Annotated in this window: 25 protein-coding genes; 18 read left to right on the forward strand and 7 right to left on the reverse strand. The window is 63.9% G+C overall.

What is annotated here, in order from left to right; translation table 11 throughout:
* The first annotated feature begins 35 nt into the window (after nt 1-35).
* From ACZ5IU_RS09870 to amrB, 6 genes are all read left to right on the forward strand, one after another.
* Nucleotides 36-1,949: a TRAP transporter permease gene (locus ACZ5IU_RS09870; RefSeq protein ID WP_464416788.1), complete on the forward strand. Its 1,914-nt coding sequence runs from the start codon at nt 36-38 to the stop codon at nt 1,947-1,949.
* 3 nt (nt 1,950-1,952) lie between these two features.
* A complete protein-coding gene (locus tag ACZ5IU_RS09875; protein ID WP_464416790.1) occupies nt 1,953-2,282 on the forward strand; it encodes a citrate lyase ACP in 330 nt (109 codons plus the stop codon).
* Complete coding sequence (locus ACZ5IU_RS09880) at nt 2,279-3,184, forward strand: HpcH/HpaI aldolase/citrate lyase family protein (protein WP_464416792.1); 906 nt, start codon at nt 2,279-2,281, stop codon at nt 3,182-3,184. Before ACZ5IU_RS09875 ends, ACZ5IU_RS09880 begins: the two co-directional genes overlap by 4 nt.
* Nucleotides 3,175-4,722 carry a citrate lyase subunit alpha gene (gene citF, locus ACZ5IU_RS09885; RefSeq protein ID WP_464416794.1) on the forward strand — a complete coding sequence of 516 codons (1,548 nt, stop codon included), beginning with the start codon at nt 3,175-3,177 and terminating at the stop codon, nt 4,720-4,722. The genes ACZ5IU_RS09880 and citF (ACZ5IU_RS09885) overlap by 10 nt, the downstream gene beginning before the upstream one ends.
* 133 nt (nt 4,723-4,855) lie before the next feature.
* Nucleotides 4,856-7,477 carry a DUF3160 domain-containing protein gene (locus ACZ5IU_RS09890; protein WP_464416796.1) on the forward strand — a complete coding sequence of 874 codons (2,622 nt, stop codon included), beginning with the start codon at nt 4,856-4,858 and terminating at the stop codon, nt 7,475-7,477.
* A 9-nt stretch (nt 7,478-7,486) separates the two neighbouring features.
* Nucleotides 7,487-8,350, forward strand: a complete 864-nt coding sequence (gene amrB / locus ACZ5IU_RS09895) for an AmmeMemoRadiSam system protein B (protein WP_464416798.1) — start codon at nt 7,487-7,489, stop codon at nt 8,348-8,350.
* A 34-nt stretch (nt 8,351-8,384) separates the two neighbouring features.
* Here the strand turns inward: amrB and citD are convergent, their stop codons facing one another.
* The 3 genes from citD to ACZ5IU_RS09910 are packed head-to-tail and all read right to left on the reverse strand — an operon-like array spanning nt 8,385 to nt 11,732.
* Nucleotides 8,385-8,657, reverse strand: a complete 273-nt coding sequence (citD, locus tag ACZ5IU_RS09900) for a citrate lyase acyl carrier protein (protein ID WP_464416800.1) — start codon at nt 8,655-8,657, stop codon at nt 8,385-8,387.
* 44 nt (nt 8,658-8,701) lie between these two features.
* Complete coding sequence (locus tag ACZ5IU_RS09905) at nt 8,702-9,778, reverse strand: [citrate (pro-3S)-lyase] ligase (RefSeq protein WP_464416802.1); 1,077 nt, start codon at nt 9,776-9,778, stop codon at nt 8,702-8,704.
* A 31-nt stretch (nt 9,779-9,809) separates the two neighbouring features.
* Nucleotides 9,810-11,732, reverse strand: a complete 1,923-nt coding sequence (locus ACZ5IU_RS09910; protein ID WP_464416804.1) for an aconitate hydratase — start codon at nt 11,730-11,732, stop codon at nt 9,810-9,812.
* A 146-nt stretch (nt 11,733-11,878) separates the two neighbouring features.
* Here ACZ5IU_RS09910 and ACZ5IU_RS09915 point away from each other — a divergent pair, with 146 nt between their 5' ends.
* The 8 genes from ACZ5IU_RS09915 to ACZ5IU_RS09950 all read left to right on the forward strand — a co-directional run bounded on the left by ACZ5IU_RS09915 (nt 11,879) and on the right by ACZ5IU_RS09950 (nt 20,051).
* Nucleotides 11,879-12,547, forward strand: a complete 669-nt coding sequence (locus ACZ5IU_RS09915) for a GntR family transcriptional regulator (protein ID WP_464421885.1) — start codon at nt 11,879-11,881, stop codon at nt 12,545-12,547.
* A gap of 41 nt (nt 12,548-12,588) precedes the next feature.
* Entirely contained in the window at nt 12,589-13,317 is a 729-nt protein-coding gene (locus ACZ5IU_RS09920; protein ID WP_464416806.1) for an MBL fold metallo-hydrolase, read from the forward strand.
* A 60-nt stretch (nt 13,318-13,377) separates the two neighbouring features.
* Nucleotides 13,378-14,355, forward strand: coding sequence for a tripartite tricarboxylate transporter substrate binding protein (locus tag ACZ5IU_RS09925; RefSeq protein ID WP_464416808.1), 978 nt, complete (start codon nt 13,378-13,380; stop codon nt 14,353-14,355).
* Between the two features lie 128 nt (nt 14,356-14,483).
* Complete coding sequence (locus ACZ5IU_RS09930) at nt 14,484-14,963, forward strand: tripartite tricarboxylate transporter TctB family protein (protein ID WP_464416810.1); 480 nt, start codon at nt 14,484-14,486, stop codon at nt 14,961-14,963.
* A 23-nt stretch (nt 14,964-14,986) separates the two neighbouring features.
* Nucleotides 14,987-16,483: a tripartite tricarboxylate transporter permease gene (locus ACZ5IU_RS09935; RefSeq protein WP_464416812.1), complete on the forward strand. Its 1,497-nt coding sequence runs from the start codon at nt 14,987-14,989 to the stop codon at nt 16,481-16,483.
* 13 nt (nt 16,484-16,496) lie between these two features.
* Nucleotides 16,497-17,390, forward strand: a complete 894-nt coding sequence (locus tag ACZ5IU_RS09940; RefSeq protein ID WP_464416814.1) for an HpcH/HpaI aldolase/citrate lyase family protein — start codon at nt 16,497-16,499, stop codon at nt 17,388-17,390.
* The gene (gene citF, locus ACZ5IU_RS09945) at nt 17,387-18,934 is read left to right on the forward strand and encodes a citrate lyase subunit alpha (RefSeq protein WP_464416816.1); all 1,548 of its coding nucleotides are present in this window, start codon (nt 17,387-17,389) and stop codon (nt 18,932-18,934) included. Before ACZ5IU_RS09940 ends, citF (ACZ5IU_RS09945) begins: the two co-directional genes overlap by 4 nt.
* Nucleotides 18,935-18,968: 34 nt before the next feature.
* Nucleotides 18,969-20,051: an AbrB family transcriptional regulator gene (locus tag ACZ5IU_RS09950; RefSeq protein ID WP_464421888.1), complete on the forward strand. Its 1,083-nt coding sequence runs from the start codon at nt 18,969-18,971 to the stop codon at nt 20,049-20,051.
* 57 nt (nt 20,052-20,108) lie between these two features.
* On the opposite strand, the gene ACZ5IU_RS09955 is transcribed toward ACZ5IU_RS09950, so the two are convergent.
* The 4 genes from ACZ5IU_RS09955 to ACZ5IU_RS09970 form a co-directional block, all read right to left on the reverse strand.
* Nucleotides 20,109-20,819 (reverse strand): HNH endonuclease, encoded by a 711-nt coding sequence (locus ACZ5IU_RS09955; protein WP_464416818.1) that lies wholly within the window; start codon nt 20,817-20,819, stop codon nt 20,109-20,111.
* A complete protein-coding gene (locus ACZ5IU_RS09960) occupies nt 20,816-21,724 on the reverse strand; it encodes a Dam family site-specific DNA-(adenine-N6)-methyltransferase (protein WP_464416820.1) in 909 nt (302 codons plus the stop codon). The genes ACZ5IU_RS09955 and ACZ5IU_RS09960 overlap by 4 nt, the downstream gene beginning before the upstream one ends.
* 119 nt (nt 21,725-21,843) lie before the next feature.
* Nucleotides 21,844-22,485, reverse strand: a complete 642-nt coding sequence (locus ACZ5IU_RS09965; protein WP_464416822.1) for an IS3 family transposase — start codon at nt 22,483-22,485, stop codon at nt 21,844-21,846.
* Between the two features lie 63 nt (nt 22,486-22,548).
* Entirely contained in the window at nt 22,549-22,680 is a 132-nt protein-coding gene (locus ACZ5IU_RS09970; RefSeq protein WP_464416824.1) for a transposase, read from the reverse strand.
* Between the two features lie 545 nt (nt 22,681-23,225).
* On the opposite strand from ACZ5IU_RS09970, the gene ACZ5IU_RS09975 reads away from it, so the two are divergent.
* From ACZ5IU_RS09975 to ACZ5IU_RS09990, 4 genes are all read left to right on the forward strand, one after another.
* The gene (locus ACZ5IU_RS09975) at nt 23,226-24,722 is read left to right on the forward strand and encodes an ATP-binding cassette domain-containing protein (protein ID WP_464416826.1); all 1,497 of its coding nucleotides are present in this window, start codon (nt 23,226-23,228) and stop codon (nt 24,720-24,722) included.
* Between the two features lie 202 nt (nt 24,723-24,924).
* Complete coding sequence (locus tag ACZ5IU_RS09980) at nt 24,925-25,311, forward strand: cupin domain-containing protein (protein ID WP_464416828.1); 387 nt, start codon at nt 24,925-24,927, stop codon at nt 25,309-25,311.
* 58 nt (nt 25,312-25,369) lie between these two features.
* On the forward strand, nt 25,370-26,116 hold the full coding sequence (locus tag ACZ5IU_RS09985) for a GntR family transcriptional regulator (RefSeq protein ID WP_464416830.1): 747 nt from the start codon (nt 25,370-25,372) through the stop codon (nt 26,114-26,116).
* Between the two features lie 75 nt (nt 26,117-26,191).
* On the forward strand, nt 26,192-26,914 hold the full coding sequence (locus tag ACZ5IU_RS09990; protein ID WP_464416832.1) for a DUF2848 family protein: 723 nt from the start codon (nt 26,192-26,194) through the stop codon (nt 26,912-26,914).
* Nucleotides 26,915-26,926: the final 12 nt, after the last annotated feature.

Here is a 26,926-nt window from a genome sequence, read left to right on the forward strand (position 1 = left end):
TCCCCCGTTCTTGCGGGAAAGGGAGGTTTCGGATCATGGACCCAAACGATCTTCTCCTCGAAGAGGAAGACCAGAAGCCGGTCGCGGGCAAGAAGCGTTCGCCGACGGGGCGGCTTGGAACGCTGATCACGGTGTTGACCGTCAGTCTCGCGGCCTTTCAGCTCTATACGGCGTTTTTCGGCCTCTTCCCGGCCATGCAGCAGCGCAGCCTCCACATGGCGTTCGTCCTGCCGCTCGTTTTCCTGATCTACCCGATGCGGAAGTCGTCGCCGGCGGACCGCCCGTCGGCGACGGACTGGATCCTGGCCGTCATCGCCGCCGTCTGCACGATCTATATCTACCTCAACTACGAGGACATAGCGAATCGGGCGGGAATGTACAAAACCATCGAGCTCTTCCTCGGAGCCATGATGATCTTCATCGTCTTCGAAGCCGGTCGCCGCGTTCTCGGATATTCGCTTCCGGTCTTCTGCGGTTTCTTCCTCTTCTTCGCATACTTCGGGCGGTCCATGCCGGGCCCCTTCCGCCATTTCGGACTCTCGGTCCCGAGGATCATCGAGGAGCTCTACCTCACGACCGACGGCCTCTTCGGCCTCGTGACGGGAGTGTCGGCGACGTACATCTACCTGTTCATCCTTTTCGGCGCCTTCCTCGGATCGACGGGGACGGCGAAGTTCTTCAACGATCTCGCGATGGCGCTGACGGGGCACCTCAAGGGCGGTCCCGCGAAGATCGCGGTTCTGTCGAGCGCGCTGATGGGCACGATCAGCGGGAGCACCTCGGCCAACGTCGCGACGACGGGGACGTTCACGATACCGCTCATGAAGAAGATCGGATACCAGCCGTTCTTCGCGGGGGCGGTCGAAGCCGCCGCCTCGACCGGGGGGCAGATCATGCCGCCGGTCCTCGGGGCGGCTGCCTTCATCATCGCCGATACGCTCGGGATATCGTACCTCAAGGTTCTCGTGGCGTCCGTCGTCCCGGCGATCCTCTACTTCTTCGGAATCTGGTGCAGCCTGAGCCTCGAGGCCTCGAAACTCGGCCTGAAGGGGCTCGAGAAGAGCATACTGCCGAAGGCGAAGGACGTCATTCTCAGAGACGGGTACAAGGCCATTCCGCTCGCGGGGATCATCTACTTCCTCGTTCAGGGGTACAACCCGCTCTACGCGGGGTGCTGGGGCATTATCCTCGCGGTGATCCTGAGCTTCGTCCGCAAGGAGGACCGGATGGAGCCGAAGAAGTTCATCAAAACCCTCGAAGACGGCTCGAAGAGCGCCCTCTCCGTGGCGGTCGCGTGCTTCATCGTCGGCGTCGTCATCGGGATGATGGGCGCCACCGGCATCGCATTGCGCGTCGGCGACGCGATCCTCACGATGACGCAGGGAAGCCTCGCGCTGACGCTGATCGCGACGATGCTTCTGGCGGTCGCCCTCGGCATGGGAATGCCGACGACCGCGAGCTACGTCATGGCGAGCGCGGTCGGTGCTCCGGCGCTCATCCTTCTCGGCTGCAAGCCGCTCGACGTCCACTTTTTCGTCTTCTACTTCGCGGCGCTCTCCTCGATCACGCCGCCCGTATGCGTCGGCGCCTACACGGCCGCGGGAATCGCCGGGGCCGACCCGAACCGGACGGCCATCGCCTCGATGCGGCTCGGACTCGCGGGGTTCATCATCCCGTTCGTGTTCATCTACTCTCCCGAACTCATGCTGACGAACGTGACGAACTGGGTCTCGTTCGGCGTCGCCGTCGTGACGGCCTGCGTCGGCGTCTTCTCCCTGGCGGTCGCCACCGAGGGCTACGCTCTCGGGCCGGTTTCGCTCCCCCTGCGGTTCCTCGCGTTCGCCGCGGCGATTCTGCTGATCGTTCCGGGGATCGTCACCGATGCCGTCGGGATCGTGCTTCTGGCGCTGGTCGTCGTTCTCAGCCGCCGCGCCGGAACGGGACGCTGAAACATGAATTCCGGGCCGATGTCCGTCGCGCATCGCAATGAAGCCGCCGTCCCCGGCCGCGGCGTCTCCGGGTCGTTCGAGTCCTGCGACGCGCTTGTGGTCGTGACGCTTCCCCCGCCCGGAGGGGGAGTCTCGCTGCATCTTGAAAGCCCCTCCCTGGCGGTCTGCGGGGACAGGATGCGGCGCGTCGCGCTGGAAACGCTGTGCGCCCTGGGCGTGACGGACGCCGATGTCGTCATCAGGGACCGGGGCGCGCTCGACTGCACGCTGGCGGCGCGCGTCGAGACCGCCGTCCGGCGCGCCCGGGCTTCGGCGGAGGTGAGCCGCACGTGACGAAGAACCTGCGCCGCAGTTCGCTCTACGTTCCGGGAAACAACCCGGCGATGCTGATCAACGCCGGAATCTACGGGGCGGACGTCCTCGTCTTCGACCTCGAGGACGCGGTGCCCTTTGCGGAGAAGGACGCCGCGCGAACCCTTCTCCGGAACGCGCTGTCGACCGTACGCTACGCATCCGCCGAAGTGGTCGTTCGGATCAACTCCCTTTCGACGCCATTCGGCCGGGAGGATCTCGACATGATCGTCCCGCAGCGCCCGGACACGATCCGCATCCCGAAGTGCGAGACCGCGCAGGACGTGACGGACGTCGACCGGATCGTCGGCGATCTGGAGGCCGCGTCGGGCGTCGAACGCGGATCGATCGCTTTCATGCCGATCATCGAGACGGCGCTCGGCGCCTGGAACGTCATGGAGATCGCGACGGCGAGCCCGCGCGTCACGGCGCTGAACTTCGGCGCGGAGGACTACACGGCCGATGTCGGCGCGATCCGAACGAAGGACGGGGCGGAGCTTGCGGACCTGCGCGCGCGGATGCTGCTTGCCGCGCGCGTCGCCGGCGTTCAGGCGCTCGACTCGGTCTATTCGGACGTCGCGGACGACGAGGGACTCTTCGAGGAGGCGCGCCGGGCGCGGATCCTCGGGTTCGACGGCAAGTCGGTGATTCACCCGCGCCAGATTCCGGTCGTTCACCGGGCCTTCACGCCCTCGGAGAAGGAGATCGCGGCGGCGCTGCGCGTCGAGCGCGGCCTCGCCGAGGGGAAGGAAAAGGGTGTCGGCGTCGTCGTCGTCGACGGAAAGATGGTTGACGCCCCGGTGCTGAAGCGCGCGCGGAAGGTGCTCGATCTGGCCCGGGCGGCCGGAGCGCTTCCCGGAGAGGAGGAGTCGTCATGTCGCTGAACGGCGCGGGACGGGAAATTCCCGGCCGCATTCCGGGGTATGGAGACGTGCGTCCCTTTGCGCCGAACGGCGCCGCCGCGCCCCGAAGCGAGGCTCCGGAGAGGGGGCGCGACGCGGAAACACACAGGCGTTCCGGCGCGAAGGTCGTCCCGCTCGAACGGGCGCTCGACCTTCTCGACCTGCGCGACGGAATGACGATCTCGTTCCACCATCATCTCCGCGACGGGGATCTCGTCGTCGCGATGGTCCTCGACGCGCTGGCGCGCCGCGGCCTCAGGGGACTGATCCTCGCGCCGACGGCGCTCTTCCCGGCGCACGAGTCCATCCTGGCGCACGTCCGAACGGGCGCAGTCGCGGGCATTCAGGGCAGCGTGAACGGTCCCGTCGGGCGGGCCGCGTCGGACGGACTCTTCGACGGCCCCGTCGTGCTTCGGTCGCACGGGGGCAGGGCGCGCGCCGCCGCTTCAGGAGAACTTCCGGTCGACGTCGCGTTCATCGCCGCGCCAACCGCCGACCCCGAGGGCAATCTGAGCGGCCTGTCGGGGCCGTCCGCGTGCGGCTCGCTCGGCTACGCGCACACGGACGCGCGCTACGCGCGTCAGGTCGTCGCGCTGACGGACACTCTCGTCCCGTACCCACTGTTGCGCGCGTCCATCGATCAGACCTGCGTGGACTGGGTCGTTCCGGTCGAACGGATCGGGATTCCGGAACGCATCGTCTCGGGGACGCTCGCGGTCACGAAGGACCCGATGCGCCTCCTGATCGCCGACCGCACGGCGCGCGTCCTCGACGCGTGCGGCGTGATCGCGCCGGGAATGTCGTACCAGGCCGGCGCGGGCGGCATCTCGCTCGCGGCGACGGCCGCAGTGCGGGCGCGGATGATCGAACGGGGCGTCCGGGGAAGCTTCGCGTCGGGGGGCGTCACGGGCGATCTCGTGACAATGCACGAAGAGGGGCTCTTCGACGCGCTGCTCGATGTCCAGAGCTTCGACGCCGAGGCGATCCGGTCGCTCGTCCGGAATCCGAACCACCGCGAGATGAGCGCCGCGATGTACGCGTGTCCGGGACCGCGCGGGTGCGTCGTCGACCGGCTCGACGCTGCGATCCTCGGAGCGACGCAGGTCGACGTCGATTTCAACGTGAACGTCAACACCGAATCGGACGGGGTGCTCCTCCACGGTATCGGCGGACACATGGACACGGCTGCGGGCGCCTGGATGACCGTTATCGTGACGCCGCTGCTGCGCGGCAGGCTCCCGATGGTCGTCGACCGGGTCCTGACGGTCACGACGCCCGGTTCGACCGTCGACGTGATCGTGACCGAGCGCGGCGTCGCCGTGAACCCGGCGAGGACGGATCTGGAGGGCGCGGTCAGGAAGGCGCGCCTGCCCCTGCGCGATATCGCCGACCTTCGTGACGACGCGTACGCGCTGACGGGCGAACCGGAAACACCGAGGTTCGGGGACCGGATCATCGGCGTCGTCGAGTATCGGGACGGGACGGTCATCGACGTGATCCGGAACGTCGCGCCGCGCTGATCCCGGCGTCGTATTCCGGAAGACCTGCAATCCCCCCTTCCGCTACCCGGGAGGGGGGATTCCTTTTGTCCGTTTCCGGTGTACGATACGAACACTTCAGACGGAATATCGGAATCGAGAGGAGCGTGAGCGTATGAAAGCGAATCGCATCGTCCTGTTGTGTGCGCTTTGCGTGCTTGCAGCGTCGGGAGGAAGAACGGTCGCCGCGGCCGACGAAACCTGCGTCGTCGTCCGTCAGATCGCGCCGGTGATGAAGAACCCGGGACCCTACAAAACGGTCGAAAACGGCCGGGGTATCGAAGTGCGGGACGACATCGAGGCGTGCGTCTACTACGGAAGCCGCGTGACGGTCGCCCCCGTGTCGGGGAGGCACGCCTCGAAATGGGTCGCGCTGAAAAGCGGAGAGACGGTGCTCGGCTTCATCGAGAAGAACGCGATCGTTCCGTTCCCGGCGTACGACTCCTCCGACCCCGGAACCTACTCCGTCAGGACGGAGAGACTCGAACTCTTCCTGCTTCCCGGAAAACACCCGGCCGCGAAGTACAGCGCGTTCTTCCTGCCGCGGGGAGTGGCCGTGACGGGCGTCGGAAAGGCATCGACGGACGGCGGGGAGTGGATCCTGCTGCGTTTCTCGAGCGTCGGCGCCTCGGAGGAGAATCCGGAACCCGCGGATGTCCAGACGCGCTTCGCGTGGGCGCGGGCGTCGGACCTGACGCGCCTCGGGGCCTCGTATGTTCCGGATCTCTCGAAGGTCGACGAGTCCCGGGTTCCGACCCAGATCATGACGGAGCAGGACGGAAGCATGAAGAAGCGGATCGCCCTCGGAGAGGCGGAGCGCAGGAAGCTCGTCGCCCACGGATTCTACGTCGATCCGAAGCCTGTGATCCTCGAGACGCTCGAGGTCGACGACCTCGTGGAATCGTATCCGCGCGTTCGCGACCACGTGACGCCGCTCTTCATCACGGCCGATCTCGGACTCCACGCGTTCCACCTGATTTTCGACAGGATGCTCCAGAAGATCGAGGCAGGGCACTTCGCGCCCTCGCTCGCGGCTCTGCTCGGGCTCATGAAGAAAGGTCTCGCGAATCTGACCCCGGCGCTCTCGGCGGGCGACGAGGGGAAGGCGGCGGCGGATGTGGTGTCCGATTACGTCGATGTGGCGTCCGCGCTGCTGACGGGCGAGGGGCGCCTCTCCGCGAGAGCGAAGGCCGAAGTCGACAGGATTCTCGCCGCGAGGGAGAAGACGCGATCGACGCTCTCGGGCCGGGAGGAGGACTATACGCTCTACCGTCCGCGCGGACACTACACGCTCTCGCCGGAACTCGAGCGGTACTTCCGCTCGATGAGCTTTCTCGGAGGCGTCACGTTCGGTCTGAAGGCGCAGGAGGAAGCGGCGGCGCTCCGGAACACGGGCGTGATCGCGGTCCTCTGCACGCTGCTCGAAGACCCGGCGACGCTCGCGGCGTGGAAAAAACTCTTCGATCCATTCACGGAACTCGTCGGCGCGTCGAACGACAACTCGTGGTACGACTACGGTCCCGTCGCGAAGAAGCTCTTCTCGCCGGACGCCCCCGGAGACGTTGAACGGATGCGTGCCCTCAACCGCGCGCTCCTCGACGCGAGCCGCCCGCCGCTCATCATCGGCGTCCCGGCCCCGAGGACCGGCGCGACGCAGAAGGAGCGGTCGGACGACGCGGTCGGGTTCCGGTTCATCGGACGGCGGTTCACGTTCGACGCGATGGCCTTCAATATGCTGACGTCGCCCAGGACGGGAACGGACGAGAAGCCGCGGAACCTGCCCGACCCGCTCGACGTCATGGCGGCCCTCGGGTCGTCCGCCGCGCGGTTCGAAGCGAAAGCGTTCGAGGGATTCGCGAAATACGGCGAGAACCTGAAGACGCTTCGGGAATCGTGGAAGACCTTCCCGCGGAATCCGCTCTCGGCGAACGTCTACTCCCGACTGCTGCGGATCCTCTCGGAGTACTTCGAGCCGACGGGGGGCGGGCAGTTCTTCACGAAATCGCCGAACTGGGAATACCGGAAGCTCGTCACGGCATCGGCGGCCTGGGCGGAACTGAAGCACGACACGATCCTCTACGGCGAGCAGTCCGGCGCGGAGATGGGCGACGGCGGAGACGTCTGGTACGCGCCCGATTTTCTGTTCCCGGAGCCTCGCGGGTACGTCGAGCCGCAGCCGAAGCTCTTCGACGCGCTCGCGTCCTGCGCGTCGGGCGTGAAGGGGTTCCTCTCGAACGCGGGGATCACGGATGAGGAATACTCCGGAAAACTCGCGACCTTCGCCGACCTCATGAAGCGGCTCGCGGCGATCGCCGGAAAGGAGACGACCGGAGGCGAGATCACGGCCGACGACTACCGCTTCGTCCGGGAGTTCCCGTGCGAGCTGTCGCGCGAACTCCTGTTGCCCGAGGATATGCAGCAGCTCTATCCGCCGGTCGCCGACGACGTCCGCGACCGGCTCCGGATGGCGCTCGTCGCCGACGTCGCGTCCGACTATTTCGCGGGCCGCGCGCTCCATGTCGCGACCGGAGCGCCCCGATACATCAACGTCTTCGTCGACGATCCGTGGGGTGGTCCGCGCGTGACGCGGGGGGCGGTCTTCTCGTTCTATTCGTTCGCGCGGCCGCTCGCTTCCGGGCGAATGGACGACGCGGCCTGGAAGAAGCTGGCCTACGGCAAGGACCAGAAGGCGCTCGACGCCCTGCGGCCGGCCTGGACGAGAAAACCGGAGAACTGAGCGCCGGCTGTGTCTGTTCCGCTCGCTTCGCTCGCTGCGCTCGTACGAGCGGTCGTCGCGTGTGCGCTGCTCGGGGGGCTGGTCTTCCCTTGCGGCGCGCACGCGCTCGTGTGTCCGCCGCCGCCCGCCGGAATCCGGCTCGCGGCCTCCGGTCGGGCTTCATTCGATGAGCTTGCGGTCGCAGGCCGGATCGTCGGCGGCATCGCCCCGCACCACGACGTCGCCGGGGCGATGATCCTGCGCTTCTACGCGACGCTGAAGGCCTCGGGGCTCTCACCGAAGCGCGTCGTTCTCATCGCTCCGGACCACTACCGGGCGGGTCGGAGCGCCGTCACGGTCTGCGGCGCGGACTGGGAGACCGCCTCCGGGAAGCTCCCGGCGGACGAGGGCATGGTCGGCGCGGTCGTCCGTTCGGGCGCGGCGACGCGCGACGACCGGATCTTCGTGCGCGAACACGGCGTGACGACGCATCTTCCGTTTCTCCGGGAGGCGTTTCCGGACGCGACCGTGCTTCCGGTCGTCGTCCGGACGTCCGCGTCCGACATGCAGCTTCTCGTTCTCAGAAAGCTGCTCGCGCCGTTCCTCCGCGACGGCGGACTCGTGATCCTGAGCATGGATCTTTCGCACTATAAAAGCCCGGCGAACGCGGCGCGCGACGACGCCCGGACATTGCCCGTCCTCGCGCGGATGGATGCGACGTCGCTTCGCGGTCTCGACATCGACACCCTGCGTGGCGCGGCGCTCTTTCTCGCGCTTGTCCGGGACCTCGGAAGCCTGCGCGGCGTCGTCCTCGACCATTCGGACTCGGGCGCCATCCGGGACCTGCCCGACGCCCCCTGCACGAGCTACGCGACGATGCTCTTCGCGAAGTGAACGATCGAAGTGCGTGACTCCGACGGAGGCGCCATCATCCGCGGGGCGTCGTCCCCCGCTCTATGGCGGTCTCGAGGCGCGCGCGGAGCGTGCAGTCGAGCGCGCCCCTGTCGTCGATCCTGATGAGGCCCTCCATGATGCCTTTTCCGGCCAGGATGTCGCGCGCGGTCCGGCGCATCCGGTCGCCGAACTGGCGCTCGACCGGACTCGTGACGGCGATCTCGATCCCCCCCGGGTGCGGTCCGACCGTCACCATCGCGTCGCTCGATTCGAGCGACCCCGCATTGGCGGTTTTTTCGATCTTCACGTCATACCCACTCCTTTTTCCGTGTTCGTCGTCCGCGGGGCGCGTCAATGCCTGAGCCCCGCGCGTGTGATGCGGCTCCAGAGAGCGGCGGCCCGACGGTCGTCGTCGCGGCCGCTCTCTATCGCTGCGAGTGCGTCGTAGGTCGTCGCGGGGAGAAGAAGCCGCGCTTCCGCGAGCCGCCCCTCGCGGATGAGCTCACGGACGCGCGATGCCGATATGGCCTCGCCGTCGTGTTCGACCCTGGGGATCTCCGTCACGCGGATCCCTGCGGGCGGCAGCACGCGCTTCAGCGTCTCGTTGTACGTCCTCGTGACCGGGCAGAAGGGTTCTGTTCCGACGAAGCGCTCCGAGACGCGGAGCGCGGGGGCGATGCGCCCGGCGAAAATCGTCGCGTCGAGTTTTGCATGGACGCGCGCGACGGCATCGTCGCGCGTGAAGTACGACGGGAAGGTCCGCGACGAGATGACGTACGCTCCGCCGCGAAGGACGGACACGTTCGCGAGGTCGGACGTTCCCGCGCGGACGAGCTCGAACCGCAGATCGAACGGGAAGGCCGAGCGATCTTCCTCGACGACGATGACATACAGACGCGGCGAGCGGGCTGCCGCCGTCTCGAGGAGATACCTGTGACCGAGCGTGAAGGGATTCGCGTTGACGACGACCGATCCGGCTCCGTCGGGGCCGCCCTCCGCGACGGCGGACAGGAACGACAGATACGACGCGAGCCCTCCGCGCTCCCTTCCGGCGACGGACCACTCCAGCAGCGCAACCTCGTCGGTCTGCGCCACGAGGTCGAACGAGAGCGCCCCGAAAACCGGTGCCGTTTCGGGTTTCGTGAACACGGAGAGCTCCGTCCGACCCTGCCGGATCGCTTCCTTCACAAGCGCGGAGACGATCCGCGCGGCGATGCCTTCGTCGCGGCATTCCGGCAGTGTGCCGAAGCACTGGAGCGTCGCGCCGACCAGGGTCCCCGTTCCGACGAGCCGGTCCGATTCGTCGTAGATCCCGAGGATCCGGTCCCCGGGATCCGTTGTGGGAACCGAGAGAGCGAGCGATTCAAGCAGCTTCCGGCGTTCCGCTCCCTCTCGTTCCGCGTCGCCGATCCACCGTTCCGAATACATGGCGAATGACTCTCCGGTATCCGCCGCCGGCTCAGCGCTTCGCGGCGAGATTCAAGAGGCCGCCCGCGAGGAGGATGCCCCGCTCGCGTTCCGAGAGCGGGCAGACGAGGCGAACAGTCCCTGCGTCGGACTCCGCCTCGAAACGGCCGAGTTCGAGCGCCCGGCGCATTCCGCGGAGACGGATGCGTCCGCCCATCCCCGGCGGGAAGAGCGCGTAGGCCGCGGGGTCATCGAACTGGAGGGGCAGGATGCCGAAATTGACGAGATTCTGCCGGTGGATCCTGGCGAACGATTTCGCGACGACGGCGCGGACGCCGAGGTATCGCGGGGCGAGCGCCGCGTGTTCGCGGCTCGATCCCTGACCGTAGTTGTCGCCCGCGACGATCGCTCCGGCTCCCGATTCGCGCGCCCGGGCGGGGAACGTCGGATCGACGAGTTCGAAGCAGTGCTTCGAGATCTCGGGAATATTCGACCGGAGCGGCAGGATTTTCGCGCCGGCGGGCATGATGTGGTCGGTCGTGACGTCGTCGCCGAGGACGAGAAGGATCTCGGCGTCGAGATCGTCCCAGAGCGGCGGAAAGACCGGCAGCGGCGCGATGTTCGGTCCCCGGACGATGTCGACGCGGCTTCCGTCCTCGGGCGGCATGACGATCATCCGGTCGTCTGACGGGAGCGATTCGGGCCACGTCAGCGATGGAAATTCGCCGAGTGTCCTGGGGTCGACGATACACCCCCGGAGGGCGGACGCGGCGGCGGTTTCGGCGCTCGCGAGGTAGACGCGCGCGTCCTTCGTCCCGGTGCGTCCCTCGAAGTTGCGGTTCGACGTCCGGAGGCTCGCGCCCCCGGAGCGCGGGGCCTGTCCGATGCCGACGCACGGGCCGCACGCGCTCTCGAGTATCCGCGCGCCCGACTCGGCGAGATCGGCGAGTTCGCCGCCGCGCGAGAGCTGAACGACCGTCGAGCGCGACCCCGGGGCGATGCAGAGCGAGATGTTCGGCGGGACGACCTTCCCCCTGAGGATCGCGGCGACGCGCGCCATGTCGAGGTACGATCCGTTCGTGCAGCTGCCGATGAAGACCTGGTCGAGCGGCGTCCCCGCGACCTCCCGGACCGGGACGACCGCGTCGGGGCTGTGGGGCAGCGCGACGAGCGGTTCGAGCTTCGAAAGATCCAGTTCGACGGTGTCGTCGTAGGTCGCGTCCGGGTCCGCTTCGAGCGGCGCGTAGTCCCGTTCCCTGTCGTGTATCTTCAGGAATTCGCGGGTCCGCTCGTCGCTCGGGAAGACCGACGATGTCGCGCCGAGCTCCGCACCCATGTTCGTGATGGTGCCGCGTTCGTAGACCGAGAGCGTGGCGATGCCGGGCCCCGCGTACTCGAAGATCTTTCCGACGCCGCCGCTCGTCGAGAGACGGTGCAGGAGTTCGAGGACGATGTCCTTCGCGGAGCACCACGGTGGCAGCGATCCCGTCAGGAGAACGCGGACGATCCGCGGCATCCGGACGACGAACGGGTATCCGCCCATGGCCATCGCGACGTCGAGTCCGCCGGCCCCGATCGCGAGCATTCCGAGTCCGCCGCACGTCGGCGTGTGGCTGTCGGAGCCGAGGAGCGTCCTGCCGGGAACGGCGAAACGTTCGAGGTGGACGAAGTGGCAGATTCCGTTCCCGGCTCGCGAGAGACGGACACCGTACTTCGCGGCTGCCGACGCGAGAAAGGCGTGATCGTCGGCGTTCTCGAATCCCGTCTGGAGGGTGTTGTGGTCGATATAGCTCACGGAAAGCTCCGTCCGGACCCCCGGGACGCCCATCGCCTCGAACTCGAGGAACGCCATGGTTCCGGTCGCGTCCTGTGTGAGCGTCTGGTCGATGCGCAGCGGGATCTCGCCGCCCGGCCGGAAGTCGGTCGCGGGGGCGCAGTGCGATCGGATGAGTTTCTGTGCGCAGGAGTATCCCACGAATCTCCCCTTCTCTCTTTACAGAATAGTGTTGCAGGGATAGTATATCTCAGGAACGTGATTTTGGATCATGGATCCATGATCCATATGAGACATCCTGAGGGGAGAGGATCGCCATTATCGCTTTTTCCGAAGGAATCCCCGTGATGAAGTCGTACCGCGAGGTGATCTACGACTACCTCCGCAAGGCGATCATAGTCGGCGAACTGGCCTCGGGGACGCAACTCACGGATACGGACCTCGCCGAGCGCTTCGGCGTCAGCCGGATGCCCGTCCGCGAGGCGCTCCGGAAGCTCGAGGCGGAAGGGCTCGTCGAGCGCAAGCCCGGCAAGGGGACGGTCGTGACGGGAATCACGCGCGAGGAGATCGCGCACATCTTCGCGATCCGAAAGGCGATCGAAGGCCTTGCGGTCCGCTACGCGGCCAGGAAGATCACAGCCGGGGAACTCGACTCGCTGCGGGACGTCGTCCGCGAGGCGGCGGAGGTGAAGTCGCAGGTTCCTGCGGAGAACCTCGCAGAGGCGCTGATTCCCCTCGCCGCGCGCTACAACAGGATACTGATCGATGTCTGCCGCATTCCGCGCCTGATTTCCCTGATATGGACGCACCGCGACTACCTCCAGCGGTTCAGCGTCGTGCGCGTGATCATCACCGCTCGGCTCTGGAAGAGCTTCGAAACGCGCGAGCGTCTTCTCGGCCTTCTCGAGGCCCGAGACGAGGACGGCGCGTGTGCGCTCTGGCAGGAACACCTCGATGCGTCGTTCCGGTCGTTTTTCGAGGCGATCGACATGGAACCCGGGCAGGACTACGTCTGACGATGCGTCGAGACGAGGGCCGCTCCGGGAGACGCGTGTCGGTGACCTGGCGCGGTAACGCGTTCTTCGAGATCGCGTCGCCCGCAGTCCGGATCGCCGTCGATCCGTGGATCCGGGGAAACCCGGGCTGCTCCCTCGACCTCCGGGACTTTCGACCAGGGCGCGCGACGCACGTCTTCGTCACGCACGGGCACCCGGGACACTGGGGACGTGGGGACTCGGCCGACATCGCGGCGGCGTGCGCCGCGCCTCTCTACGCTCCGGAACCGCTGGCGGAATATATCAGACGGACCCGGGGCGCAGGTGTCGCCGTGCGGGAGGTCGGCGACGGGTGGACGATGCACGGGGACGTGTTCGACGCGACGTACCGCGTGTGTCCGCATCCGGAAGCGCCGGCGCTTTCGTCCGAAGACGCGGTCGTACCCTGCGAACCGAACGGGTTCTACCGTTTCGCGCTCGGAGAGACGACAGTCATTCATGTCGGGGACTGCGTTCCCGATCCCGTGTTCCGCGAGCTCGCCGCGGAATGCCCGCGCATCGATCTCGCGTGCCTGCCGCTCTGGGGGGCGGGGATGGCGGTTTCGAGGGAAGATGCTCTCCGACGTTTTCTGGAAGTCGTCGACATGCTTCGCCCCGCGCGGGTCATGTGCCACAACCGCTTCGACCCGGAACGTCGGGCGTGGAACGCCGTGCGCGACATCTTCACGCGGGAGTTCCCGCGCGTCGTGCTGCTGCCGCAGCGCCTCGACGAACCGGAGGTTCTTCCGTAGCCGAAACTCGAGTACTCGACACCCCGAGGGGGTGTCCAGACGAAAAGGAGGGGTGAATGTATGAGAAAGGTTCTTGGAATCGGCGTTCTGGCGATGGTGGTTCTGTGCGGCGCGTCGCTCGGGTGGGCGGCATGGGCTCCGGCGAGACCGGTGGAGATCGTCGCTCCGGCCGGCCCCGGCGGCGGATGGGACCTTCTGGCCCGGACGATGCAGAAGGCGCTGACCGAAGAGAAGATCGTGAACGTTCCCATCGTCGTGACGAACAAGCCCGGCGGCGGCGGAGCGACGGGGTGGACGTACCTCAGGGGCAAGAAGGGGCAGGGGGAGTTCCTTGCGGTGACCTCGGCACTCATCCTCCAGAACAATCTTCTCGGCAAGAGCGATCTGACATTCAGGGATTTTACGGTCATCGCGAATCTTCAGGCGGAATGGGAAGTCGTCGCCGTTGCGGCGGACTCGCCGTGGAAGACCGGCAAGGAGTTCTTCGAGGCGCTCAAGAAGGATCCCGCTTCGATGCCGATCGGAGTCGGCCCGGCGCTCGGCAATGACGACCACATCCAGCTCCTGATGCTCGCCAAGGCGTACGGCGTCGATCCCAAGACGATAAAGCTCGTCGTCTATCCGAACACGGCCGCCGAGCAGATCCCGGCTCTCATGGGCGGACACGTCAAGGCGATCACGATCAGCATGGCGGAAACGCTCGAGCAGCACAAGGCCGGCAAGGTCCGGCTCATCGGCATCAGCTCCCCCGAACGACATCCGCTGCTTACCGATGTCGCGACGTGGAAAGAGCAGGGGGTCGACCACATCTTCCCGCACTGGCGCGGCGTCATCGCCGCTCCCGGGATCACGGACGAGATGAAGGCGTTCTGGGACGGCGCGATGGCGAAGATGGTCGCGAGCAAGACGTGGAAGGAGTCGCTCGAGAAGCTCGGATGGGATCCGTACTATCTCAACGCCGCGGATAACGAGAAATTCCTGGAGAAGACGAACGAGGGGTCGAAGGAGTTGTTCAAGGCGGTCGGACTGAGCAAATAGCGGAGATTCGCGCGTTCACGCAGCGGCGGAAGGCGGATTGCGCGCCTTCCGCCGCCTTTTCCGACGTCCGTCCTTCCGGCGGCAGCGTCGCGGTTCGTTCAAAACCAGTTCTCTGGAGGAGGTCCGAAATGACCAAGAATACCGTTTCCGGACTTTTCGCGCTTATTCTGGGCGCGGCGTATCTCGCGTCGACGTTGCTGCTTCCCGAGGTCACGGCAGGAGACGAGGTCGGGCCGAAGCTCTTTCCGGTCATCGTCTCCGTCGTCATGATGCTCTCCGGCGGCGCACTCGTCGCCGCCGACAGAAGGGAGCGCGCGGGGAAGCCGGGCGAGGCGTTTTCGCTCCGCTTCGTGCAAGAGCGTGACGTCTGGACGCGCATCGCGCTCACGATGGTCTGCGGCGTCGTCTACGGCATGGTTCTCGACTGGCTCGGGTACGTCATCGCCACGATCCTGTTCATGTTCGCGGTCACGTCGTTCATCAACGTCCGGCGTCATCTGGAGAACGCCGTCATCTCGATTTCGTTTTCCCTCGTGAGCTTCGGCGTCTTCGCGGTACTCCTGAAGCTGAGCTTGCCCAGGGGACTTCTGGGCTTCCTGCCGTTCTAGGGCAGTCGGGGGGGGGAATCATAATGGACATCATCTTCCAGAATCTCGGAATCGGTCTCCAGACGGCGCTGACGCCGATCAACGTCCTCTGGGTCTTTTTCGGAGGACTGCTCGGAACGATCATGGGAATGCTGCCGGGACTCGGCCCCGCGACCGGGGTCGCGATCCTGATCCCGATCACGTACGGCATGAACCCGGCCACGGCGCTCATCACGATGTGCGCCGTGTACTACGGCGCGATGTTCGGCGGATCGCGCGCCTCCATCATGATCAATACGCCCGGCGATTCGTCCGCGATCGTTTCGTGCTTCGACGGCTACCCGATGACGAAGAACGGCCAAGCGGGACCGGCGCTCGCGATATCGGCGATCGCGTCGTTCATCGGCGGGACGCTCGGAATGATCTTTCTGATCTTCCTCACGCAACCCGTCGCGTCCGTCGCGCTCAAGTTCGGCCCTGCGGAGATGTTCTCGCTGATGCTCTTCGCGCTCACGGCGACGGTCACGCTCTCTGAGGGGAGCCTGCTCAAGGGCTTCATCTCCATGGGAATCGGCTTCATGCTCGCGACCGTCGGCATCGACGGTCAGTCGGGCGTGATCCGCTACACGTTCGGCGTCACGGACCTCCAGGACGGCATCGACTTCCTCGTCGTCATGATCGGAATTTACGCCGTGGCGGAGGTTTTCAAGAACTACCGGGACATCAACACGGAGTACCGGGTCGACTCGAAGACGATCGGCCGCGTGTGGGTGAGCTGGGCGGACTTCAAGAAGTGCCTCGTGCCGATGCTCCGCAGCTCGCCGCTCGGATTCGTCGTCGGCGTCCTGCCGGGAATGGGCGGGACGATCGCGACGTTCATGTCCTATGCGGTGGAGAAATCGCTCAGCAAACACCCCGAGAAGTTCGGCAAGGGCGCCATCGAAGGACTTGCGGCGCCCGAGGCGGCGAACAACGCGTGCTCCTGCGGCGCGATGGTGCCGCTGCTCACGCTCGGGATTCCCGGTTCGGGGACCACGGCCGTCATGCTCGGCGCGCTCATGATGCTCGGCGTGCGCCCCGGCCCGATCCTCTTCCAGCAGCATCCGGAGATCGCGTGGGGCGTCATCGCGTCGATGATCGTCGGCAACATCATCCTCCTCGTCATCAACCTGCCGCTCGCGGTTCCGCTCGTGCAGCTCCTCCGGATACCGCAGCGCATCATGCTGCCGATGATTCTGGGCATGGGGTTCATGGGGACGTACTTCCTGAACTACAGCTCCTTCGATTTCATCCTGGTCTCCCTGTTCGCGCTCGGCGGATATCTGCTGATGAAGCTCGACATCCCGCTGCCGCCTCTGGTGCTCGCGCTCATTCTCGGGGGAACCACGGAACAGGCGTTCCGGAACGCGATGACGATCGGAAACGGAAACCTGTTGTTCTTCGTCGAGAAGCCGATATCCCTGACGCTTCTGGTCCTCGCCGCCATATCGATCGTCTATTCGCTCAGGAAGCGCCGGAAGATCACCGACGTCCGCCCGTAGGGAGATGATCAGCGTGAGAACTTCGGGACCGTTGCGGTCGCTGCTGTACGTGCCCGGCAACTCCCCGTCGATGGTGCAGAACTGCATGGTTCTCGGGGCGGACGCGGTCATCCTGGATCTCGAGGACGCCGTGGCGCTGACGGAGAAGGACGCGGCGCGGTCGCTCGTCCGGCATGCGCTCGAGACGCTGGATTTTATGGGGACGACCGTGTTCGTCCGCGTGAACGGCGCGGATACGCCCTTCTTCGAGGAGGACATCCGCGCGATCGTTCCGGCGCGCCCGGACGGCATCCGATTGCCGAAGACCGACGGCGCCGATGATGTCCTCCGCGCGGATGCGCTGATGACCCGCATCGAGCGCGAGGCCGGACTGCCGGAAGGAAGCGTGGTCATCCAGGCCATGGTTGAGACTGCCCGCTCACTGCTTCATGCGTATGACGTCGCCTCGGCGAGCCCGCGCGTTTCGGGAATCTCCATCGGAGGACAGGACTTCGCGGCCGACCTCGGCATCCGGCGGACGCGCGACGGCGGCGAGCTGCTCTACGCGCGCGCCGCGATCGTGACCGCGGCGAAGGCCGCCGGCGTTGACGCGTTCGACACGGTCTTCACGAACGTGAACGATTGCGACGGACTCTTCGCCGACGCGGCCGCGGCCGCGAACATGGGCTTCAGCGGCAAGGCCGCAATCCATCCGTCGCAGGTCGCCGTGATTCACCGGGCGTTCCGTCCGGAGGAAAAAGAAGTCCGAAAGGCCTCACGCGTCGTCCGGGCGGCGCGCGAGGCCGAAGAGCGGGGCGTCGGCGTCATCGCCGTCGACGGCCGAATGGTGGATGCCCCGGTCGTCGCGCAGGCGCGCAGGACGATCGAGCTTGCGCGCATCGCGGGAATGGAGGTTCCGACAGAATGAGCGGGACGATAAACGGCATCGGACGGATCATCCCGGATGAACTGCTTGCCGTGGCGCACGGCCGGCTCGTTCCGTATGGTCAGATGACTCCCGCAGCGGAACGGCGCGTCGTGCGGGAAGCGGGGCGCGGGCGGAAGGTCGTCCGCGACATCAAAGAGGCCATCCGCCGCAGCGGACTGCGCGACGGAATGACAGTTTCGTTCCATCATCACTTCCGGAACGGCGACTTCGTTCTGCCGCTCGTTATGCAGGCGATCGACGAGATGGGAATCCGCGACCTCACGCTCGCCCCGAGCTCCCTGACGGACGCTCACGAGTGCGTCGCGGAACTCGCCGAACGCGGCGTCGTCACGACGATCCACACGTCGGGCGTCCGGGGCCGGGTGGGGCAGGCCATATCGTCGGGCCGCGTCCGGAACCCGGTCGTGATCCACAGCCACGGCGGCAGGGCTCGGGCGCTCTCGGAAGGGTCCGTCGTCATCGACGTCGCGTTCATCGCCGCGCCCGCGTGCGACGCCGCAGGAAACCTGACGGGCTCGATCGGGCCGTCGGCGTGCGGCTCGCTCGGGTATGCGATGGTCGACGCACGTTACGCGAAACACGTCGTCGCGGTTACGGACACGCTTCTCGACGGTCCGCTCCCCGGGCGCGTCTCGATCCCGCAGTATCTCGTGGACCAGGTCGCGGTCGTGCCGTCGATCGGAGACCCCTCGAAGATCGCGACGGGCGCGACGCGGATCACGCGGGATCCCTTGAGCCTCGTCATCGCGGAGAACGCCTTCCGCGCCATCCGGGCGTCCGAGCTCATCGTCCCCGGCTGTTCCTTCCAGGTCGGCGGCGGCGGCGCGAGCCTCGCGGTGGCGCGCTTCGTCCGCGAGTACATGCTCGAACAAAAGATCCGCGGATCGTTCGGCCTCGGCGGCGTCACGGCGTCGATGGCGCAGATGCTGTCGGACGACCTCTTCGAGGTGCTCTACGACGTCCAGAGCTTCGACGCCGCCGTCACGGAGTCCATCGCGACGAACCCCCGACACGTGGAGATCGACGCCGCGTGGTACGCGGACCCCTCGGCGTCCGGGTGTCTCGTCGACGACCTCGACGTCGTCGTCCTCGCGGCGCTCGACGTCGACGTGGATTTCAACGTCGACGTTCTGTCGGGGCACGACGGCGTCCTGCGCGGGGCTTCCGGCGGGCACTGCGACACGGCCGCAGGGGCGAAGCTCTCCGTCGTCGTCGTCCCGTCGTTCCGCGAGGGGGTTCCGTCGATCCGCGATGCCGTGCAGACGGTCGTGACGCCGGGCGAAACGGTGGACGTCATCGTCACGGAGCGCGGAACGTGCGTGAATCCGCGGCGGCCCGACCTCGCGGACGCGCTCGCGGGCGCTGGGCTCCGCGTGACGGACATCCGGGAACTCAAGGAACGGGTCGAGCGCATCACGGGCGTCCCGCGACCGATCGCGCTCGACCGCGACCATCCCGTCGGCGTCGTCGAATACCGCGACGGCTCCGTCATCGATACGCTGTATCGTGTGGTATCCTCTTGAGATATCGTATCGAAAGGCGGATGTTCGTTTGACCGTGGTTTCCTTTCTGTTGCAGGGGTGTGACCTGATTTTCGTCGTCTGCGTCGGCTGGGCCGGGGGAGCGCTTTTCAAAAGAGCGCGCATCCCGGCCGCGGCGTTGCTGGGCGCCCTCGTGATCTCGGCCCTCTGGGCGATGACGGGAACGCAGCCCGCGTATCCGTCCGGAACGCTCTCGTTCCTGAGCAACGTTGCGATCGGGCTGTTTCTCGGGGTGCGGCTGAACCGCGAATCGTGCAGGCTCCTGCGGAATCTTCCCGGCCCCGCGATTCTCGTTTCGGGGTGGATGCTCGGCCTGTCGCTCGCTATGGGGTATCTGATGTCGACCTTCACGTCGCTGCCGCTGCCGACGGCGATGCTCGGCTCGACGGCCGGGGGGATCACCGAGATGGCGCTCCTGTCGCTCTCGATGGGGGCCGACGTCGCGAGCGTCACGCTGCTCCAGATCTTCCGGCTCCTGGCCGCCGTGCTCACGACGCCGGTGCTGTGCCGCATGTGGATGCGCAACCACCCGTCGCCCGTCTGCTGCGTCGCGGAAGAAGGAGACGACCCCATCAAGCTAGTCCGCACGCCCGTTCCTTCGCGCGCACGGTTGCGGACGAACGTCCTGTGCGCCGCCGCCGCCGTCGCCGGAGGCCTTGCCGGAAAGTGGCTTTCCCTTCCGGCGGGAGCGCTGATCGGAGCCATGGCAGCCTCGGGGGCCGTGACGAACGCCGCAGGAGAACCACGGCTTCCAGACCGGCTCATCAGGACGTTCGGGCAGGTCGGCGTCGGCGTCATCATCGCGCGATCCATCACGAAGGAGGTCCTTCTCGGATTTCTGTCGCTTCTCGGCCCGCTGGCGCTGCTGACCGTCGGCATGATCGGAGGATCCCTGCTGCTCGCGGTGCTTCTTCACAGGATCGCGGGCTTCTCGCCGATGACCTGCATGCTCGCCTCGTCTCCGGGAGGCCTGTCGCAGATCGCGAGCATCGCCGACGAGTTCGGCGCGGATCCGGTCATCGTGAGCCTGATCCAGACGGTCCGCCTGCTCAGCATCATCCTCGTCCTCCCGCCGCTGTTGCCGCTGCTCATGCGATGAGCATTCTCCCATTCGTGCCTTCTGTCCATTGAAAGTACGCTTCCGACAAATCAACCCCTATTTCAGATACTCGTGTATAATTTTTTTTATTGTTGTTTGTGCTGCACTAGACCCAGCAAGCTTAATTAACTCATTATAATCATATATCTCGTCACCTGAAAAAACAATGGAGATTATCTTTTCAAAGCGTCCTGCAACATGTTCATAGTTCTCTGGATGCGCCCAGAAACACTTCACGCAAAAATCATAGTCCTTCTCCAACCAATTCCGGCAGTGCTCACAAGCCCAAGATTTTGCGCGATTTGCCGAAGGGCTTAATAGCATATATATTTCTATATTTTCTTCGTCCTGATTACCACCTATTTCATACGGGATTCTATGATCCACCTGCAAAAGGTTGCTACTTATTGTTTCGAGATAAATAAAACACCTCGGACCATACTTTTCAATCAAGGCATCTTTTATTGCTTTTGAAAGTGCTGTTCTGCCTAACGCTTTTGCCAGCGTATTACCTAAATCATTTTGATTCCCAAATCTATAGGCTGCCACACGTCTTCCATCCGTCCCTGTTACATAAAAAGTATCTAGTGGAACACCTTGTTCTCTCACATCACGAGCAGCACGTGGGGGATGATTATAACCATATTTATCTTTTAACTCTTGCGAGGTAACATGCCCATGGTCCAAGATATGTTGAATGACAGTTTTAGGACGCTTACTTTGTATAGAATTAAGAAAGTCTAAAAATTCTTGAGTATAATCACTCATACCACATCATCCAATGCTAACTGCCGAGGTCTTATGTATCGCTGCAAGTTTTTGCTAATGTATAAAGCTTCATACGTCGTTTGTTGTTTTCCTAATAGTGTTCCTTGGCTTGAAAGTCCAGCATTTAATAACATCTTTTGGCATCCTAAGTATTTTGGTAATTCCATACCGTAAGACTTTCCACCGCATTCGCCATCATAGCTTATTAAAAAATCTATACTTTTCTTGTTCAGAGTATCAATAGCCGTTACAAAATCCTCGTATGAAATACCAGCAAAATATCTATTATCCCTAGTATTTGTTACACCTTGATATGGAGGGTCTATATATAGCAAATCACCAGGACGCACCATTTCGAATATCTCTCTATAATCTTTTGAAGAAAAGCTCGACTTATCTCTTAACAAACAAGATATTGAATATGCACTTTTAGCAATGTTCTTTGGATTGACCCCGTGTCTTCTTTTATCTGGTGATTGATTAAATTTTCCAGTCTTTCCATATCGCACAGAACCTTTTACACAACGGGCTAATAGGTAGAGCATCTTCTCCGGAGACTCATCTCCGTTATTAAAATCTTCACGCACTTTATAGAAATGCTGAATATGTCCTTCTGCGAATACAAACTGTTCTTTCCATAGTTTTTCATAGCGTAATACCAAATTTTCAGGTGAAATTATAACTTCTTTTAATAAAGAAACTAGTGGACCATTTATGTCGTTAATGTGATATGCGGAAGCTCTCTTCTCTTGTGCTACAGCAATCGTAATTGCAGCCATGCCAGAAAACGGTTCGACAAGACGTTCAAATGTATTAGGCATATACTGAAGAATGCTAGAAGCCAGAAGTCTTTTCGAGCCTTGATATTGAACTAGGTGTGGTGTTTTTTCATTATTTCTGCTCATAAAAAAACCCCTTTCATAAATTATCCTAATAGAACTTTTCTAGTCTGCATAGGTTCTATTCTACATGATTCCCCAAATTCCGCACGCACTGACCTTCCGCAGAAACTCCGGACACAGATTTACGCCCGTTGCCTTTCTTTTTCGCAGCCCTCCGGGGCCTTGTACCCCAATCCCGAATGAAGCCGCTTTCTGTTGTAGAACATTTCTATATGCCTGAAGAGGTCCGTCCTCGCTTCGTCATGCGTCCGGTGTTCTCCCCTGTGGACGCATTCCTTCTTCGATGTCCCGAAGAAGCTTTCCATCGGCGCATTGTCCCAGCAGTTCCCCTTCCGGCTCATCGAACAGATGATCCCGTTTCTCCAGAGCGCTTTCCTGTATTCATACCCCGCGTACTGACTCCCACGGTCCGTGTGCAGGATCAGCCCGACCGGCGGTTTCCTGTTCGCCACGGCCCGGTCGAGCGCTTTCTTCACGAGCGCCGTGTCTATGTTCGCGCTTGTCGCCCATCCCACGATGCTTCTCGACGCCAGGTCCATGATCGCTGCCAGGTACAGCCATCCCTCTCCCGTCGCGATGTAGGTGATGTCGGAGACCCATTTCCGGTTCGGTTCAGACGACTCGAAGTCCCTGTTCAGGATGTTCGGCACGATCGAGTACCCCCGGCCGCTTTCCTCGTGAAGCTTCCGGATCTCTTCGACAAGACGGTTTCGTTTTGTTGTCTCAAGTTCCTTCCGGAGGGCTCCAAGTTCTTCTTCCGGCATCAGCGCCATGCCTCCCGCAGACGCGAACGCCACTGTACCTATCTGGCGCTTTTCGTCCCGTCGTTATTTGTAGATGCGCTCCGGCAATATCCCAAGATCCCGCGCCACGTCAACGACCGACTTGCCTTCCATCGTCATCTTCAGTACTTCTTTCTTGAATTCCGCATCGTAGTGGCGTTGCCGCTTTTCCTCCACCTAAAACACCCTCGTCGTTTTCTCCTTCATTTTCCGGACACTTCTGCGTCCGTCAATTCCTGAGAAGGTCAGACGGCCCCCTCGGTTTTCCCCTTCGGGTCTCCACCCTACAGGGAATCGTAGTTCGTTTGGATTCATACGTGAGGCAACATTCCTCTTTCGTTTGGATTTTTTGCGAGGCAATTCGTCGTCTTGACGTCTCAGCGCCGGGGGGGTAGGATCGGTTCGTTCCCGGAGGTCCGGGAACGAACCCTCTCGTGTGTACAGGAGACCGCGCCGATGCGCCGAAGCTAGACCGGACACAGGCAGAATCCGTCGTCCCTTTTTCCGCGGCTTTCGCGTCAGAGAGCCGTCTGTTCTGCGTGTCCCCCCTTCCAGTTCGTTCCGAAACGAAAATCTCCCAACAATCTGTATCGCCGCGATCTTCGCGCAATCTTCCGTCCGTGCGGCGGGATCGTCGCGTCGCGGACGCATGTCGTTTCGGCGTTCCGGAGGGCGGGGCGCCCTGCCCGAGTCCCCGTGAAGGGGACGGACTGGAGGTTTCCGTGTCGCTTCTCTTTCGCAACGTAACTTTCCGATACGACCTTTCGGCTCAACCGCTGTTTCGACAATTCAACGCCGATTTTCACGCCGGGTGGAGCGGCGTCGTCGGAGCGAACGGCTCCGGCAAGACAACCCTGCTTTACCTCGCCGCCGGTCTTCTCGAACCGACGGAGGGGCGCATCATCCGTCCGCGGAGGATCGTCCTCTGCGAACAGCGGACCGACGCGCCTCCAGACGATCTCGGGGAGCTCCTGCGTTCGCGGGATGCCGAAGCGCTTCGCCTGCGTGCCGCCCTCGGGATCGGGGGGGACTGGGAGAACCGCTGGACGACGCTCAGCCACGGAGAGCGAAAGCGCGCGCAGATCGCCGCGGCGCTTCGAAGCGTCCCGGACGTCCTGCTCCTCGACGAACCGACGAACCACGTCGACGCGGAGGTCCGATCGCTGCTTCGGGACGCGCTCGCGCGCCATCGCGGCGTCGGAATCCTCGTGAGCCACGATCGGAGTCTGCTCGACGACCTGTGCGGTTGGTGCGTCTTTCTCGACCCACCCCGGCATCTCGTCTTCCGGGGAGGGTATACGCGCGCCTCGGAACAGCGCGCTCTCGACGAATCGCGCGCGGCGGAGGCGTACCAGCGGCGTCAGAGAGACGTCCTGCGGATCGAGGCGGAGCAGCGGCGTCGCCGCGCGGAGGCGAGCGCGGCCGATCGTCGCTGCTCCAAGCGCGGACTCGCACTGCACGACAGTGACGGCAGGGCGAAGATCAATGCAGCGCGCGTTTCGGGAGCCGATGGCCACGCCGGACGTCTCGCGAGCCAGCTCGACGGGCGTCTTCGGCAAGCCGTGCAGGCGTTGCGTGAGGAGCGCCCGGTCAAACGGTATGACATGAACTTCTGGCTGCCCGACTCGCACTCGTGCCGGAACGCGCTCCTCCGGATGCGCGCGGGAACGATCCAGCTCGGGGGTGGGAAAACGCTCGCCTTTCCTGACCTTGAAATCGGGCCGCGGGACCGCATTGCGCTGAGCGGACCGAATGGCGGAGGAAAGAGCACGCTCGTGCGGCGAATCCTCGAAAACGTGACCCTCTCCTCCCAAAGGGTCCTCTACATGTCGCAGGAGGTCGATCTGAAGGAAACAGCGGAGCTCGCCTCGAGAATCGCGGCGCTCCCGACGCATCTGAAGGGGCTCCTGATGACGGTGATGAGCTGTCTCGGGTCCCGGCCGGAGCAGATCATCGGGCATCTGGAGCAGAGCCCCGGAGAGGTCCGAAAGCTTCTTCTCGCGTTCGGCGTGACACGGTCTCCGCACCTTATCGTCATGGACGAGCCGACAAATCATCTCGACCTGCCGGCAGTCGAGCTGCTGGAAGGCGCGCTCGCGTCGTGTCCGTGCGCCCTGCTTCTCGTGAGCCACGACGAACGCTTTCTCGGACGGCTCGCCGGAATTCGCTGGAGAATCGCGCCCGGTGGACATGGAGAAAGCGTTCTGACCGTATCGTGAACGGCCGTCCTCCGGGACGTTCGCGTGACGCTCGCTTGACGCTCGGGGGAAAGTCGTTTAGGCTTGTGGCATACCAGATGACGATCTGGAATGCCATATACAAGCAAGGAATAGAGCGACGTTTTCTCCGGTGAAGCGTCGCCGTGGAAGTCCGGGCGGGGAATTCCGTTTTGGACCATCACCGAGGAGGGACGTGAGGCGAATGGCGAAACCGACGATCGAGTTCAGCGACACCGTGCCGATGGGGCAATGGCGGCAGGTCGAGGGGGCCTCGGAGGGCATCTTCGAGAAGATTCTCGCTCTCGATCCGGAAACGGGGAATCTGACGCGGCTCGTGCGCTTCGGATCGGGAGTGACGATCCCGAAGACGCAGGTTCACGACTTCTGCGAGGAAGTGTTCATCCTCGAAGGATACATGGTCGACACGGCGAAGAACCTGACGGCCCCCGCGGGATATTACGCGTGCAGACCCGTCGGAATGGTCCACGGGCCGTACGAGATTCCCGTGTCGTGTCTCTGTTTCGAGACGCGCTACCAGGATCCCGCGAAGCCTCTCGACCCGTCCTGTTCGCTCCTCAAACGGCAGTGACGGGGCAACGCGAGCGGTGACGCCTTTTGCGGACCCTGAGGCGGGAGGGAATGATTCCGTGCCGGTGAAACGCCGGGAGTCTGCCGCGTCGCGACCGGACGACGGGACGACCGCGTCCGATTCTCGCGCGGAAGGTCAGGCGCAAGTCAGGAAGATTTCGAACGTGATCTACGCGCAGCTGAAGACCCGAATCCTGTCGTTGAAGTATCAGCCGGGGACGCTGCTGACGGAGCGCGCTCTCGCGGAGGATCTCGAGGTCAGCCGGACGCCGGTCCGCGAGGCCATCCAGCGCCTTGCACAGGAGGGCTGGCTCAGGATCAACGCGCGGCGCAACATCCAGGTCCGCGAGGTCACGATCTCCGACTTCGGCGAAGTCTTCCAGGCCCGGCGGATGATCGAGCCTGCGGCGATCGATCTCGCGTTTTCCCTGGGGATCGCGGCGTCGCTTCCGTGGAAGCTCGACGAGGCGATGGCCGTCATGGGAGCGTCGCGGGGGGATCTGTACTCGTTCATCACGGCGGATCAGGCGTTTCACGCGGTCTTCTTCGACGCGCTCCACAACACCCGCCTTTCGCGGATGTGGAAGACGCTAAGCGAAGACGTCGTCTGGCTCGGCATTCTGGCGATGGGACACGACGAGCGGCGCTACGATACCGTCACCGGCGAACACGAACGGATCGTCGAAGCGGTCCGGCGAAGGCTCCGAAGGGGATCGCGCGAGGCGATGACCGCGCATCTCGACGACACCGAGCGGCGTCTGATGGCTCGCGTCACGGAAATGAACATGGACGCGATTCGGGGATAGCGGAGAAACGGAAGGAACGTCCGGAGCGTCGCTTACGGCGGCGGACTCCGGCGGGAAGGAGGAACTGTGACGGGAATGAAGATCGAATCTGTGGTTTTGCGCTCAAACGGCGACGCGAAGCGCGCATACCTGTCGTTCGACGCGTGCGTCGCGGTGGGATATGCGGGGCGGGATCAGGATGCGGTCAGGGCGCATATCGAGGAGCTCCGGGCGATCGGCGTCCCGGTGCCGTCGACGATCCCAAGCATGTACTGGGTGACGCCGGACCTCGTCTCCTGCACGACGGAGATCACGGCGGTCGGTGAAAAGACATCCGGCGAGATCGAAGTCTTTCTCGCGAGGGACGAGGTCGGAAACATGTGCGTGACCGTTGCGTCGGACCATACGGACCGGCAGCTCGAAACGGTTTCCGTCGCGAAGGCGAAGCAGATCTGCCCCAAGGTGATCGGGCCGTGCTTCTGGAACGTGTCGGACATCAGGGACCACTGGGACGCTCTCGAGCTGACGTGCAGTGTCCGCCCCGTCACGCGGCAGGGGCGCAGACATGGCTGGGCGCTCTATCAGCAGGGGACGCTCGCTCGGCTGCTGCCTCCGGAGAAGCTTTTCGAGCTCGCCGGGGAACGGACGGGGACTGACGTTCCGACCGGAGCGCGCGTCGCGCTTCTTTCGGGAACGCTCCCCGTCATCGGCGGCGACATCGTATACGGAGAGGCTTTCTTGATCGAACTCCGCGACCCGGTTCTCGGCCGCTGCATCCGTCACGAGTATTCGGTCCGGATCCTTCCGGACAGGAACTAGGGGGGGTTGGCG

It is taken from the genome of Lactivibrio alcoholicus (genome assembly GCF_055390895.1).